The organism is Nocardia sp. IFM 10818 (assembly GCF_054655275.1).
The window spans coordinates 3993599-4007991 of sequence record NZ_BAAHJH010000001.1 but is presented as its reverse complement, the minus strand read 5'-3'; the positions used below and the strand labels follow the sequence as shown (position 1 = coordinate 4007991).

Sequence of the window (14393 nt, the reverse complement as noted above, 5' to 3'; positions counted from 1 at the left end):
GGTTCGGCCGGTACGTGAGCAGTCGAGCGAGCGCAGCCCAAGCACCCCACCAGACGGGCGGTCTCCGGCAGACCAGCACCGTGGTGCGGACGCCGGCGGGGTGGCGGATCAGCGAGACGCGGATTGTACCCGCTTGGATCCATCAGGCGTAGGTCCTGGTCTCGGCCCGCTCGGGCGTGACGAACAGCGTGGTCAGTGTGGCCCACATGGAGATTGGTTTCGAGCGGACGTCCGGGGGGACTGTTCGGCGTTCGGTCGTGCTGGTGGGGGCGGCGTTCCCGGGACTGCGTGGATGACCGGCTTGGCTGCCGGGTTGCGCCGCCGGGGAATCGATTTGGGGTCAGCCGGCTCGATGGTCGGGACCTCGGCGGGGGCTGTCGTGCCGTTCGGTCCCGACGCCGCCATGATCGACGTCTACAAAACCTATGCCGCCGATCCCCTCGCCAGTTGGCCGGAAGCCTTCCGCCGCGGAGTACGCCAAGCGGACTCGCCGGCGCAGCAGTTGGCGGACTCGGGGTGGCTGCCGCCGCAGCAATGATTCGGCCTGGCTGGGCAACAGCTCCAGGTCAGGCGGGCTCGCTCAGGAGACGATGCGGACGGCGTAGGGCATGATGCCGTCTTCGCGGACCGGGGAGACGCGGACTACGTCGCCGGATTGGGGGGCTTCGACCATTTTGCCGTTGCCCAGGTAGAGGGCTACGTGTTGGCTGCCGCCGGGGCCCCAGAAGATCATGTCGCCGCGTTCGCGGTCGGAGACGGGAACCCGGGTGCCCATGGTGTATTGGTAGCCGCTGTAGTGCGGGAGGGAGACGCCGATTCCGGCGAAGGCGTAGATCATGAGGCCGGAGCAGTCGAAGCCTACTTTGCCGTAGTCGCCGTGGCTGTCGGCCACGCCGCCGTCGCGGATGCCGAGGGTGGGGCCGTCTTCGTCGCCGCCGCCCCAGGCGTATTGGACGTCGAGTTGGGACATGGCGCGGTCGACGACTATTTCGACGAGGTCGGCGCGGGAGCCGTTGGGGCGCGCGGGTTGCTGGTTGTAGCGGGAGGGCGGGGGTGAGTCGTCGAGGGCGGTGTGGGGGCGGTGGCCCTGGGCCGCTTCGGCGGCGCGGTCGTTGGAGGCGCGGTCGGCGGCTACGCGGGCCGCGGCTTCGGCGGCGGCGCGGCGGGCTTCGGCTTCCTCGGCGCGGCGCTGCTGGTCCCAGGCCAGGTAGGCGTCACGCTGACTTTGCAGGCCGGCGACCTGGGAGCGGGCCAAATCCAGGCGCTGCTGGGCCGAATCGCGTTGGGCGAGCAGGTCGTTGCGGCGGGTGGTCTGCTGGTCGAGTTCGGCCTGAGCGGCGGCGACGGCGTTCTGGGCTTCGGTCTTCTTGACCTCGGCGTCGGCCGCTGCGGCGTCGGCGACCTGCTGGGCCTGCTTGGCGGTGGCGGTCTTGTTGGCCTGATCGACCTGGGCGCGGCGTAGATCGTTGACCACGTCCTGCTGGTTCATCGAGGCGATGGTCAGCACCTGGGCGCGGGCCAGCGCGATCTCCGGACTGGGGGCGGCCAGGTAGTTGATGAGCGAGGTGGAACCCGGCCGCATGTAGACCTGGGCCACGTACTTGTCGAAATCGTCGTGTGCGCGATCGACATTCGTGCCGGCCGCGGTGAGCTCGGTCTGGCACTGGGTGACCGCGCGCGCCGCGGCATCGGCGGCGTCGCGGGCGATCTGCAGGTCGACCAGGGCCTTGTTGACGGCTTCGCGGCGGGCGGCGACGGCATCGTCGAGCTGGCGCAGCTGCTGTTCGACACCGGCCACCTGATTGATGAGCGCGCCGACCTCACCGAGGTTCGCATCGACCTGGGCGCCCGCATCGGCGATCTCGCCGTCGCTGGGATTGGGCGGTGGCGGCGGTACGGCATGGCCGGAAGTCGCCCCGATGACCAGGACGATCAGCACAACCAGCAACTCGGTAGCGATCCTGAGCGTGCGCAGACGTCGCCGCCTCGGCTGTCGCATCGCACCTCCCGGTCGCCCCTTACGACACTCTGTCCCCATCAGTGCCATCGCGAAACCGTACGACACTTATGGGTTTCAGGGCTTCAGGCGCGCCAGGGAGACCCGAAGGAATTTTGTTCGTTGCCAGTGATTTGCCTTCTGGCAGCAAACAGCGGGAGATCGGTCAGGCGACGGGCGTGTGCTGCTCGGCAGACGTCTCCGAACGCTTCCTCTTCACCACGTAGAGCCCGCCGATCACCGCGAGCAGACCCGCCAGTATCACCAGCGTGATGACCGTCCACGACACCGTCTCCGGCTGCTCGAGCCGATCGACGAAGATCCGCGCCGCCTCCGACGTGCGATTGGGCCCGAGGTACTTGGCCTTGTCCTCGGCCCTTTCCAGGCGCGCACGGGCGAACTGCTCGCTGTAGGTGCCGATCCAGTCGTCGCCGAACACGACCACGGTGCCGTGCTCCTCCTTGCCGACCTCGGTCGCGAGATCGCGCAGGTTCGCCTCGATGCCCGGGTTACCCTGCACCACAATGATGTTGAGATCGATGCCGTGCTCACGCGCGTCGGCGGCGATGGCCGCGAGCTTGTCCTGATCACGGCCCTTGGGCGCGGCGACGTGATTATCGGCCAGATCCAGCAGGATTGCCTTCAGGTCGGTGTTCGGCGGTAGTTCCGCCTTCATGGGCGCGAAAACCGAGGTACGCGAGACGGTCACGAAGGCACAGTACGCGACAACTTGTCACATCACCTCACCACGGCACGCCGTAAGCTGCACTGGCCGGTCGGAACCCTCCCCCGTGCGTTCACAGGACAAGCGTACTGTTAGGCTCGAACACGGACGAGGCCTGCGCCTCGACGAGCCATCGGCACAGCCCCGCCGGTGGCCAACCATTCACAGACGAGTGGAGCTGAACGTGACGAGTATCGATACCTTTGGCGCCAAGGGCACCCTGCAGGTCGGAGAGAACTCCTACGAGATCTTCCGCCTGTCGGCCGTGCCCGGCACCGAGAAGCTGCCCTACGCCCTCAAGGTCCTCGCGGAGAACCTGCTTCGCACCGAGGACGGCGCGAACATCACCGCCGACCACATTCGCGCCATCGCGAACTGGGACCCCAACGCCCAGCCCGACACCGAGATCCAGTTCACGCCCGCCCGCGTGATCATGCAGGACTTCACCGGTGTCCCCTGTGTGGTCGACCTCGCCACCATGCGTGAGGCCGTCACCGCCCTCGGCGGCGATCCGAACAAGGTCAACCCGCTGTCCCCCGCCGACATGGTCATCGACCACTCGGTCATCCTCGACGTCTTCGGCCGCGCCGACGCCCTCGAGCGCAACGTCGACCTCGAGTACGAGCGCAACTCCGAGCGCTACCAGTTCCTGCGCTGGGGCCAGGGCGCCTTCGACGACTTCCGCGTCGTCCCGCCGGGCATGGGCATCGTGCACCAGGTCAACATCGAATACCTGGCCCCCACCGTCATGGTCCGCAACGGCCAGGCCTACCCGGACACCTGCGTCGGCACCGACTCGCACACCACCATGGTCAACGGCCTGGGCGTGCTGGGCTGGGGCGTCGGCGGCATCGAGGCCGAGGCCGCCATGCTGGGCCAGCCGGTCTCCATGCTGATCCCGCGCGTCGTCGGCTTCAAGCTGACCGGTGAGATCAAGCCGGGCGTCACCGCCACCGACGTCGTGCTCACCGTCACCGACATGCTGCGCAAGCACGGTGTGGTCGGCAAGTTCGTCGAGTTCTACGGCAAGGGCGTCGCCGAGGTGCCCCTCGCCAACCGCGCCACCCTGGGCAATATGTCCCCCGAGTTCGGCTCCACCGCCGCGATCTTCCCGATCGACGAGGAGACCATCAACTACCTGCGCCTGACCGGCCGCAGCGACGAGCAGCTCGCGCTCGTCGAGGCGTACGCCAAGGAACAGGGCATGTGGCACGACGCCGACAACGAGCCGGCCTACTCGGAGTACCTGGAGCTGGACCTGGGCACCGTGGTGCCGTCCATCGCCGGCCCGAAGCGCCCGCAGGACCGGATCCTGCTGTCGGAGAGCAAGACCGCCTTCCGCAAGGACATCCACAACTACACCAGCGACGCGGAGAGCGGCCCCGCCGCCGTCACCCCGCACTCGCACCTGGACGAGGCCATCGAGGAGTCCTTCCCGGCCAGTGATGCCGCCGCGCTGTCCTTCGCCGACGACGACGCCATCCTGCCGTCGGCCGCCAACGGCAACACCGGCCGTCCGTCCAAGCCGATCAAGGTCTCCGATCCGGAGCGCGGCGAGTTCGTCCTCGATCACGGCGCCGTCGTGGTCGCGGGCATCACCTCCTGCACCAACACCTCCAACCCGTCGGTCATGATCGGTGCGGCCCTGCTGGCCCGCAACGCGGTCGAGAAGGGTCTGTCCTCCAAGCCGTGGGTCAAGACCAATATGGCCCCGGGCTCGCAGGTCGTCGCCGACTACTACGAGAAGGCCGGCCTGTGGCCGTACCTCGAGAAGCTCGGCTTCTACGTGGGCGGCTTCGGCTGCACCACCTGCATCGGCAACACCGGTCCGCTGCCGGAGGAGATCTCCAAGGCGATCAACGACAACGACCTGTCGGTCACCGCGGTGCTCTCCGGTAACCGCAACTTCGAGGGTCGCATCTCCCCCGACGTGAAGATGAACTACCTGGCCTCGCCGCCGCTGGTCATCGCCTACGCGCTCGCGGGCACCATGGACTTCGACTTCGAGACCGACGCGCTGGGTCAGGACAAGGACGGCAACGACGTCTTCCTCAAGGACATCTGGCCGTCCCCGCAGGAGATCGACGACACCATCAAGTCGGCGATCAACAAGGAGATGTTCACCAAGTCCTACGCCGACGTCTTCAAGGGCGACGCGCGCTGGCAGGGCCTGAACACCCCCGAGGGCAGCACCTTCGCGTGGGACGAGAACTCCACCTACGTCCGCAAGGCGCCGTACTTCGACGGCATGGAGCTCGAGCCCGCCCCGGTCGAGGACATCAAGGGCGCGCGCGTGCTGGCGCTGCTGGGCGACTCGGTCACCACCGACCACATCTCCCCGGCCGGTCCGATCAAGCCGGGCACCCCGGCGGCGCAGTACCTCGACTCGCACGGCGTCGAGCGCAAGGACTACAACTCCCTGGGCTCGCGGCGCGGTAACCACGAGGTCATGATCCGCGGCACCTTCGCCAACATCCGTCTTCGCAACCAGCTGCTGGACGACGTCTCGGGCGGTTACACCCGCGACTTCACCCAGCCGGGTGGCCCGCAGGCGTTCATCTACGACGCCTCGCAGAACTACCAGGCCGCGGGCATCCCGCTGGTCGTGCTGGGCGGCAAGGAGTACGGCTCCGGATCCTCGCGTGACTGGGCCGCCAAGGGCACCCGCCTGCTGGGCGTCAAGGCCGTCATCACCGAGTCGTTCGAGCGCATCCACCGCTCCAACCTCATCGGCATGGGCGTGGTCCCGCTGCAGTTCCCGGCGGGCGAGTCGGCCAAGTCGCTGGGCCTGGACGGCACCGAGGTCTTCGATATCGAGGGCATCACCAAGCTGAACGAGGGTGTGACTCCGAAGACCATGAAGGTGACCGCCACCAAGGAGAACGGCGAGAAGGTCGTCTTCGACGCGGTGGTCCGCATCGATACCCCCGGTGAAGCGGATTACTACCGCAACGGTGGCATCCTGCAGTTCGTGCTGCGCAATATGATTCGCGGCTAAGAACACACCGCGGCTCGGCTGTGAAGGGCTGTTTCACAGCCGAGTCCTGGTGACGGGCGCCGGTTTTCGCCGTGCCCGCCGCGCGATCCGCCCGGATCGCTTCGCTCGTCGCTCGTGCGGGATTCCGCGCCGGATGCTTCCGGTGCGGAATCCCGCACACCCCGTTTCGGAGGAGTCCATGCCCAAGGTCAGTGACGACCACCTCGCCGCCCGCCGCAGCCAGATCCTCGACGGAGCACGCAGCTGCTTCGCCGAATTCGGCTATGAGGGCGCCACCGTCCGCCGCCTCGAGGAGGCGACCGGCCTGTCCCGGGGCGCGATCTTCCACCACTTCCGCGACAAGGACGCCCTCTTCCTGGCGCTCGCCCAGGAGGACGCCGGCCGGATGGCCGAAGTCGCCGCCACCCAGGGCCTGGTCCAGGTCATGCGCGATATGCTCGCGCATCCGGAGGACTTCGACTGGCTCGGCACCCGCCTGGAAATCGCCCGCCGTCTGCGCAACGATCCGGACTTCCGCAGCAACTGGGAACAGCGCTCCGAGGAACTCACCGCCGCCACCGTGGCCCGTCTGGAGAAGCGCAAAGCCGAAGGCGCCCTCCGCGACGACGTCCCCACCGAAGTCCTGCTCGGCTACCTCGACCTCGTCCTCGACGGCCTCATCGCCCGCATAGCCTCCGGCCACGCCAACGACAACCTCTCCGCCGTCCTCGACCTCGTAGAAGCCTCCATCCGCCGCAAACCGTGAGCGTTCGGTAGTTTCTCCGTCGGATTTCGGGGTTTCCCCGGACGCGCCAGCAGAAGAGCGCCACTAGCGTCGACGAATGCGCGGCTCACTAGAGGCGACCGTCTGGACCAAACCGCTACAGCGGATCACGTCGGTCTACTCGGTCGCCACCACGGTCGGCACCGCCCTCGTCCTCGGCTACGTCACCCCGGAAGTCCTCCTGGCGCGCACCGACATCGAACCCGCCGAAGTCGACCAATGGCTACTCGCCTACCGCACAGTAGGATTCGCCTTCCTCCTCCTGAACGCGCTCGGCATCGCAGCGGTATGGAACAAGGCGTGGGTCTTCTGGATCGTGCTGCCCACCTGGCTGTTCCAGGGCATCGGATTCTTCGCCGTCGATTGGCCCGCCACCGGCCTCCGCCACCTCGCGCTGATCGCCACCTACGTCACCGACCTCGGCAGCGGCGTCCTCGCCTTCGTCCTGCTCGGATTCGTGATCCGCTTCCGGACCGCCTGGGCCTACCAGCGCATCCGATAACCCGCCCTCACACGGGATAGGATTCACACCGCGAGGAGAGAAGGTGTGAGAGGCAGAGAATGTATCGACCTGGGAATGGTTTGCCGGGCAGCCATTTTCGAAAATGGGTGATTGTCGGTGCTGTAGGGGTGCTCTTCGCGGTCGCGGGGGTTGCGGCGACGAATATCGAGGTGACGCGGGAGCTTTCGTTGTCGGCCGACGGCGGGGGGCTGTCCCGGCCGTACGTGAGCGACAGCATTGCCGTTGGGGAAAATCCGGAGCACATTGCCCTGTACGGGAGTACGGCGTTCGTCGCGAATCTGAACGGCAGCGTGCGGGTCGTCGATCTCGGCACGAACACTGTGCAGGGCACGATTCCGGCCGCGGCGAATGACTGGACCGCCGTTGGACTGGTTGTCGACGAGCGGAGTCGCACGCTGGTCATGGCGGTGAACGACCAGGCGGGCAAGGGGCACCTCGTTCTGATCGACGCGGTCACGCGGCAGACCACTGGCATCGTGCCACTGGGCCGGGAATCCAATGGCGCCATGGCGATCGATCCGGGACTTCGCGCACTGTATGTCACGGCCGGGGACGACGGCGCTCCGCAGTCGGTGGTGGCTGTCGATCTCGATACCCGGTCCGTCACCGGCGAATTCGCGCTCGACGCTCCACCGGGTCCCATAGCGGTCGATCGGGACACGCACTCGGTCTACGTTTCCGGATATTCGGGGGTGTGGATCTTCGACGGCGTCACCGGGACGCGCACCGGCACCATCGACACGATCGCGCTCGGGCTCGCGGTGCACGCGGGCAAACTGTATGCGACCAACGATGATCCGCACGAGGACGCCATCACGCCGTACAACACGGTTCTGACCATCGTCGACCTGAACACCCGCGCCGTCACCGCCACCGTGCGCTCCCGCAAGCTGGGCCACGACATCGCGTTCGACACCTCGACCGGAACCGTCTACGTGACCAACGCGTATGTGAACGGGCTCGACCCGCTGGGCACGTGCTCCAGCGGCTTTCTCACCCTCGTCGATCCCATCCGCGGAGCAAGCGTGGACCTGGTGTGCCTGGGCGATGCCACGGGCAGGGGAACGCCGACCGTGATCGACCCGGTGACCCATCGCGCCTACGTCCTCGCCGGGAACAACTTGCTCGTCGTCACGCCCTGACGACGAGCTCGCACATTATTGCCGGCCCTCCAGGTCCGCGAGCAGGAGGCGGGTCAGGCGGTCGAGTTCCTTGCGGTCCTTCGCGGAAAGCACTGAGAGCAGACGGGTTTCGTTCTCGGTGTGCTCGGTGACCACCAGGTCGACGAGTTCGAGGCCGCGGTCGGTGAGGGCGACCCGGATGGCGCGCCGGTCCCCCGCGTCGGCGGCGCGGCGGACCAGACCCGCCGATTCCAGGCGGTCCAGGCGGCCGGTCATCCCGGCACGGGAGAGCATCAGGGTGTCCGCGAGGACCGACGGGTTGAGTTCATAGGGTGCGCCGGAGCGGCGCAGCGCGGCGAGCACATCGAATTCGCCGCGTTGCAGGCCGTGGGCGGTGAAGACCGCCTCGATCTCCTTGCCCGCCACGACCGAGAGGCGGCCCAGGCGGCCGATGATGGCCATGGCCTCGAGGTCCAGGTCGGGTCGTTCGCGCCGCCACTGTGCGGCGATGGCGTCGACCGCATCGATCTTCATCTCACCCATGGACAGGATTCTATTCGATGCCGTATAGTTCGGTACCGAACTATCAACCACCGAATAATTCGGAGCTTCCCATGAACATCACAGCTCGCCAGGTCGCCATCCGCCGGCCGCACGAGGCCGAGACCCTCGGGAACGAGAACGCCCGCGTGCGCCTGCTCATCGATTCGAACGAGGCCGGCGGCACGGTCAGCACACTCGAGGTCACCATGGCCCAGGGCGCGGATGGGGCTGCGCCGCACTACCACACGAAGTCCGATGAGCTGTTCTATGTGGCCGATGGCGAGCTGCAGCTACTTGCTGGCGACCGTATCGTCACGGTGGGCGCGGGCGGGTCGATCGTGGTGCCGAAATTCATGCCGCACGCGTTCGGGGCGACGCCGGACAGCGCGGCGAAGATCATGATCGCGCTCATACCGGGCGTGGAGCGCTTCGAATACTTCCGGCTGCTGGATCGGATCAGGAAGGGCGAGGCCACCTTCGAGGATCTGGCGGCCTCCCAGGAGGAGTTCGACAATCATTTCGTGGATGCGCCGCGCTGGTGGGCCGAGCGCACTGCGAACCGGCGGTAATGTTCCGGCCAACCTCGCCAACCCGGGGCAATGCCTCCGCGACCGGAATTGCCCGGGGTAGCCTGGCAATCGCCGGAATTGTGCCGTAGACCACTGAAAATGAGGAATGGACGCCCCGGACGACAGGTTGGTGGTTGTATGGTTTTCTCCGTTCCCGTCACCGTGCGCGGTTATGAGCTCGATATCAACGGTCATCTGAACCAGGCCGTGTACCTGCAGTACGCCGAACACGCACGGTGGGAGCTACTGCGCTCGAGTGGTGCGCCCGGCGAGAAGCTGGTGGCCAGTGGCGTGGGGCCGGTTGTCCTCGAAACGAACATCAAGTACTTCCGCGAGCTGCATCTGGGCGATGAAGTCACCGTGAGCTGCGAATTCGAATGGACCGGCGGCAAGGTCTTCAAGATGCGCCAGGAGATCCGCAAACTGGACGGCACCGTATCCGCACAGGTGGACGTGGTGACCGGACTCATGGATCTGAAGGCGCGCAAGCTCGTTCCGAATCCGGCCGAGGTGTTCCGCTCGCTGTCGGACTCCCCCGAGGTGCTCGGCCTCTAGCCGCGGGCGAGGGCTGTCGAAAAACTTTCGGCCGTAGCGGTTTCCGGGACTCCGGCAGAGTTTGCCGGAGTAGCGGAAATCTTTCGTTGCGAACCGGACTCCCCCGGTCAGGGGATATGATTCAGATCACGCTCGGCCTCGTAGCAAATCCCGAGCAGATCGGAGTTCAGCATGACCGGCGCCCTCCGCCCACCTGCCTGGACCAGTGTCGCAGGCATCGCAGCACCGCTATCCGGCTACCTCGTGGCCGCCACCGACCGGCATATCAGCGTGCGCGTCAGCGACGGCACCTGGACCTTCCGCCGCGCCGACATTATCGATCTCACCGACTGGGAAATTGAGTCCACGCAGGGTTTCTGCGAGGGTCGCCCGGTATTGGTGCGTGTGCGTACCGGCGCCACCGCCGATTTCACCGTCCCGCGGCGCATCGAGCTCGTCGACCGCCCGCTGACCATTCCGCAGGACCACACCCCCGCCCGCGGCGACGAGGAATTACGGGAGCTCACCGAAATCTGGGCGCGCGCACTGGAATTGACCACGCGTCCCGGTATCGGCGGCGCCACCATGACCTGCTGCCAGACCCGCTCGCATCACGGCAGCGACGACGGCGCCGCCTGCGACAGCCTGGACTGAGTTCCCGCATGGCCGCCCGCACAACGGGATCGGTGCTCATGGTCACCGAATCCGACGACCTGCACGGCGACGCCCTCGCCGCCACCCTGCGCAAACTGCACGCGCACAGCCCGATTCGACTCGATATGCGCGACTTCCCGCGCGAGAACGGCACTTTCCGGCTCGGCCGCGACGGCACCGCCCGCAGCCTGTCCCATGTGCTGGGCCTGGACGATGTCACCGCGGTGTGGTGGCGCCGGCCGCAGCCGTGCCGGGTGCCGCTGGGCACCAGCGGCGAGGACGACGCCTACCGGCAGGCCGAATGCGACGGCTTCCTGCAGGGGCTGCTGTGGTCGATGCCCGCGCTGTGGGTCAACGATCCGGGCGCCGACCGCACCGCCAATCGCAAGATCGTGCAGTTGGAGACGGCCTATCGCGCGGGTTTCGCGGTGCCGGAAACGCTCATCACCAATGATGTCGAGGAGGCGCGCGCCTTCCTCGAGTCGCGCCCCGGTCCGGTGGTCTACAAGCGCACCGGCACCGGGCGCGGCACATTCACCGAGACGCGCATCGTGACCGCGGCCGATATCCCCCGCCTGCCCACGATCCGCAACTCCCCCACCATCTTCCAGGACTACATCCACGCCGAATGCGATCTGCGCGTCGTGTGGGTGGACGGGATCGAGTGGGTGGTGCGGATCGATTCGCAAGCCGGTGTGGGACGCGTGGATTCGCGCCTGGACACCTCGGTGGCCTTCACCGCCGATCGGTTGCCCGCCTCGGTGAGCAAATCCCTGACCACCCTGATGGGCACGCTGGGATTGGCTTTCGGCGTGCTGGATCTGCGGGTCGGCCGCGACGGCGAGTTCTGGTTCCTGGAGGTGAACCCGCAGGGGCAGTTCGCCTATCTGGAAATCAAAACCGGTCTGCCGATTTTCGAGAGCCTGGCCAACCTACTGGTGTTCGGCGACGGCACCGTGCCGCACTGATATCGGCGCAGGCACCCGTTCGCCGCCGCACGCACACGATCGACCGCCGTCCGAACACCGCCTCGCGGCGCGCGAAATCGCGGAGTGTCCAACGATTCTCGCCGCAAGTTCAGGGCGACGAGCCTACTTGCTGCTCGCCTTGGCGGTGGACTTCCGCCGATTGGCCCCACCGCGGCTGCGGAGTTGCACATGCGACTCCACCAGCACATTGTGGATGAAGCCGTACGACCGCCCGGTCTCCCGGGCCAGGGACCTGATGCTGGCCCCCGCCTCGTATTGCTTCTTCAACTGGGATTGCAGGCGGTCTCGCGACTTTCCCGTCACGCGCGTGCCCTTACCCAATACGGCTTTACCCTGTCCGGGCCTGTCACTCATGACTTCCTCCGAGTCGCCGTGGGCGCCTTATTCCAGGTTAGATACTCGGATGGCTGTGATCAACGAAATGTTGTGATGAGAATCACGGAGACTGCGCGGTTCGCGAAATCGGCGTCGGGGCAGCGCAACCCGCGCGGTGTCGTCCGCGGCAGCGCGGCCGGCGATATCGCGGACGACGGGTGCGCGTCAGGCGAGCTGAATGAGCTCCAGATAATCCTGCGACCAGTGATCTTCGGTGCCGTCGGGCAGCATGATCACGCGTTCGGGGTTGAGCGCCTCGGCCGCGCCCGGGTCGTGGGTGACCAGGACGACCGCGCCGGCGTAGGAGCGCAGCGCGTCGAGGACCTGTTCGCGCGAGATCGGGTCGAGGTTGTTGGTGGGCTCGTCCAGCAGAAGGACATTCGCGGCAGAAGAGACAAGTCCGGCTAGGGCCAGACGGGTCTTCTCACCACCGGAGAGCGTGCCCGCGGGCTGATCCAGCTGCGGGCCGGAGAACATGAACGCGCCGAGCAGGCCGCGCAGATCCTGTTCACCCGCATCCGGCGCGGCATGGCGGATGTTCTCCCACACCGTGGCCTGATCGTCGAGGGTGTCGTGCTCCTGGGCGAAGTATCCGATCTTCAGGCCGCGGCCGGGATCGATCTGCCCGGCCGTCAGCGTCTCGACCCCGGCGAGCAGGCGCAGCATGGTGGTCTTGCCCGCGCCGTTGAGGCCCAGGATCACCACCCGGCTGCCCCGGTCGATGGCCAGGTTCACGCCGGTGAAGATTTCCAGCGACCCGTAGAGCTTGGTCAGGTTGGTGGCCATCAACGGCGTCTTGCCGCAGGGCGCGGGCTCGGGGAACTTGATGCGCGCCACCTTGTCGGCCACGCGCACCTCATCGGCCTCGGCCAGCATGCGCTCGGCCCGCTTGACCATCTGATGCGCCGCAGCGGCTTTGGTGGCCTTGGCGCCCAGCTTGGCGGCCTGCTGCTTGAGCGCGGACGCCTTCTTCTCGGCATTCGCGCGCTCGCGGACGCGGCGCTGCTCGTCGGTGGCGCGGGCGTCGAGGTACTTCTTCCAGCCCATGTTGTAGATGTCGGCCTCGCCGCGCACGGCGTCGAGGAACCACACCTTGTTGACGACGTCGTTCAGCAGCTCGACATCGTGGGAGATGACGATGAGGCCGCCGTCGTGGTTCTGCAGGAAGCCGCGCAGCCAGTTGATGGAGTCTGCGTCGAGGTGGTTGGTGGGCTCGTCGAGCAGCAGCGTGGTGTCGGACTTGCCGCCGCTGCCGTCGGAGGCGGCGAACAGGATGCGCGCCAGCTCGATACGGCGGCGCTGACCGCCGGAGAGGGTGCGCAGCGGCTGGGCGAGCACGCGATCGGGCAGGCCGAGGCTGTTGCAGATGCGGGCCGCCTCGCTCTCGGCCACATAGCCGCCCAGCGCGGAGAAGCGGTCCTCGAGCTGGCCGTACTTGCGGACCGCCCGCTCGCGTTCCTTGTCGTCGGCGACCTCGGCCATGATGGCCTGCTGCTTCTCCATATCGCGGATCAGCTTGTCCAGGCCGCGCGCCGACAGCACCCGGTCGCGGCCGAGCACATCGAGATCGCCCTCGCGCGGGTCCTGCGGCAGGTATCCGAGATCTCCGGAGCGAATCACCTTGCCCGCATACGGCTCGCCCTCGCCGGCGAGGATGCGCAGCGTCGTGGTCTTGCCGGCGCCATTGCGGCCGACGAGGCCGATCCGGTCGCCGGCCTGCACCCGCAGCGCCGAGCCCGGCGCCGTCAGCAGAGTGCGGACTCCGGCCCGGACCTCCAGGTCGGTCGCGGTGATCACAAGGGTCTCCTCGATATCGGTGGTGACAAACGATCCGATTGTGCCGCCAGCAGGCACACAAGAACCACCCATTTTACCGGCGTGAGCACCCGGAAGCCGAATCGAGCACACCTCCCGTTACCGGACGCCGCACCGCCTCCCGCCCCGGTCCTGCGATGACGCGCCACGGCCGTGGCGCAGGTCACTGCCCGGAGGCGACTCCGTGGTCACTCGCGACACGCCCCTCGAGCGACGCGGCGACGTCACGCACGCGGCCGCGATTTTTCCGGCATGTCGCCGGACCGCCTCTGCCACAATGGTTTCGGCCCGGGTGTCAGGGCAGCTCTCCGCCTACGCCCACTTCCGCGATCCGAGCAGCTGCCAGTGGGAGGTAGTTCGCCATGACCACCATTCCGAACGAACTGCGCTACACCAAGGATCACGAGTGGGCCCGCCTCGAGGGCGATCACGCCACCATCGGCCTCACCGACTACGCACAACGACAGCTGGGCGAGTGCGTGTTCGTCGAGTTACCGAAAATCGGCGAAACCTACGACGCCGCCGAGCCCTTCGGATCGGTCGAATCAGTCAAAGCCGTCTCCGAGCTGTACATGCCCTTCGCCGGCACGGTCACCGCCGTCAACGACTCGCTCCAATCCGAACCCGAACAGATCAACGACGACCCGTACGCCGACGGCTGGCTGGTGCAGATCACCGTGACGGACGCGAGCGCGCCGACGGACCTGCTCTCCGCGAGCGAGTATCAGGACTACATCGCCGAGGAAGCCTCCGAATAGCGACCGGCATAACAACCGGCCCCGCCGGATA

Annotated in this window: 15 protein-coding genes; 10 read left to right on the top strand and 5 right to left on the bottom strand. The window is 67.0% G+C overall.

The window, feature by feature from the left end:
• The first annotated feature begins 379 nt into the window (after positions 1–379).
• Positions 380–538, top strand: coding sequence for a hypothetical protein (locus ACYQ5L_RS18220; protein WP_459958891.1), 159 nt, complete (start codon positions 380–382; stop codon positions 536–538).
• 42 nt (positions 539–580) lie between these two features.
• Here the strand turns inward: ACYQ5L_RS18220 and ACYQ5L_RS18215 are convergent, their stop codons facing one another.
• A complete protein-coding gene (locus tag ACYQ5L_RS18215; RefSeq protein WP_459958890.1) occupies positions 581–1999 on the bottom strand; it encodes an NlpC/P60 family protein in 1419 nt (472 codons plus the stop codon).
• 163 nt (positions 2000–2162) lie between these two features.
• The gene (locus tag ACYQ5L_RS18210) at positions 2163–2705 is read right to left on the bottom strand and encodes an Rv1476 family membrane protein (protein ID WP_459958889.1); all 543 of its coding nucleotides are present in this window, start codon (positions 2703–2705) and stop codon (positions 2163–2165) included.
• A gap of 199 nt (positions 2706–2904) precedes the next feature.
• Between ACYQ5L_RS18210 and ACYQ5L_RS18205 the strand changes: the two genes are divergently transcribed.
• From ACYQ5L_RS18205 to ACYQ5L_RS18190, 4 genes are all read left to right on the top strand, one after another.
• Positions 2905–5718 carry an aconitate hydratase gene (locus ACYQ5L_RS18205; RefSeq protein ID WP_459958888.1) on the top strand — a complete coding sequence of 938 codons (2814 nt, stop codon included), beginning with the start codon at positions 2905–2907 and terminating at the stop codon, positions 5716–5718.
• 178 nt (positions 5719–5896) lie between these two features.
• Positions 5897–6463, top strand: a complete 567-nt coding sequence (locus ACYQ5L_RS18200; RefSeq protein ID WP_459958887.1) for a TetR/AcrR family transcriptional regulator — start codon at positions 5897–5899, stop codon at positions 6461–6463.
• A gap of 76 nt (positions 6464–6539) precedes the next feature.
• Entirely contained in the window at positions 6540–6983 is a 444-nt protein-coding gene (locus tag ACYQ5L_RS18195) for a hypothetical protein (protein WP_459958886.1), read from the top strand.
• A gap of 107 nt (positions 6984–7090) precedes the next feature.
• A complete protein-coding gene (locus tag ACYQ5L_RS18190; RefSeq protein WP_459958885.1) occupies positions 7091–8146 on the top strand; it encodes a YncE family protein in 1056 nt (351 codons plus the stop codon).
• A gap of 15 nt (positions 8147–8161) precedes the next feature.
• Here the strand turns inward: ACYQ5L_RS18190 and ACYQ5L_RS18185 are convergent, their stop codons facing one another.
• The gene (locus tag ACYQ5L_RS18185) at positions 8162–8668 is read right to left on the bottom strand and encodes a MarR family winged helix-turn-helix transcriptional regulator (protein WP_459958884.1); all 507 of its coding nucleotides are present in this window, start codon (positions 8666–8668) and stop codon (positions 8162–8164) included.
• Positions 8669–8739: 71 nt separating this feature from the next.
• Here ACYQ5L_RS18185 and ACYQ5L_RS18180 point away from each other — a divergent pair, with 71 nt between their 5' ends.
• The 4 genes from ACYQ5L_RS18180 (at position 8740) to ACYQ5L_RS18165 (ending at position 11393) form a co-directional block, all read left to right on the top strand.
• Positions 8740–9237 carry a cupin domain-containing protein gene (locus ACYQ5L_RS18180; protein WP_459958883.1) on the top strand — a complete coding sequence of 166 codons (498 nt, stop codon included), beginning with the start codon at positions 8740–8742 and terminating at the stop codon, positions 9235–9237.
• Between the two features lie 138 nt (positions 9238–9375).
• Complete coding sequence (locus ACYQ5L_RS18175) at positions 9376–9792, top strand: acyl-CoA thioesterase (protein ID WP_459958882.1); 417 nt, start codon at positions 9376–9378, stop codon at positions 9790–9792.
• Positions 9793–9963: 171 nt separating this feature from the next.
• Positions 9964–10425: a hypothetical protein gene (locus ACYQ5L_RS18170; RefSeq protein ID WP_459958881.1), complete on the top strand. Its 462-nt coding sequence runs from the start codon at positions 9964–9966 to the stop codon at positions 10423–10425.
• A gap of 8 nt (positions 10426–10433) precedes the next feature.
• The gene (locus ACYQ5L_RS18165) at positions 10434–11393 is read left to right on the top strand and encodes an MvdC/MvdD family ATP grasp protein (RefSeq protein ID WP_459958880.1); all 960 of its coding nucleotides are present in this window, start codon (positions 10434–10436) and stop codon (positions 11391–11393) included.
• A gap of 123 nt (positions 11394–11516) precedes the next feature.
• Here ACYQ5L_RS18165 and ACYQ5L_RS18160 read toward each other — a convergent pair whose 3' ends face one another.
• Both ACYQ5L_RS18160 and ACYQ5L_RS18155 read right to left on the bottom strand, forming a co-directional pair.
• Positions 11517–11768 (bottom strand): helix-turn-helix domain-containing protein, encoded by a 252-nt coding sequence (locus ACYQ5L_RS18160; protein ID WP_067536715.1) that lies wholly within the window; start codon positions 11766–11768, stop codon positions 11517–11519.
• Between the two features lie 186 nt (positions 11769–11954).
• The gene (locus ACYQ5L_RS18155) at positions 11955–13586 is read right to left on the bottom strand and encodes an ABC-F family ATP-binding cassette domain-containing protein (protein WP_459958879.1); all 1632 of its coding nucleotides are present in this window, start codon (positions 13584–13586) and stop codon (positions 11955–11957) included.
• A gap of 380 nt (positions 13587–13966) precedes the next feature.
• Between ACYQ5L_RS18155 and gcvH the strand changes: the two genes are divergently transcribed.
• Complete coding sequence (gene gcvH, locus ACYQ5L_RS18150) at positions 13967–14362, top strand: glycine cleavage system protein GcvH (RefSeq protein ID WP_459958878.1); 396 nt, start codon at positions 13967–13969, stop codon at positions 14360–14362.
• Positions 14363–14393: the final 31 nt, after the last annotated feature.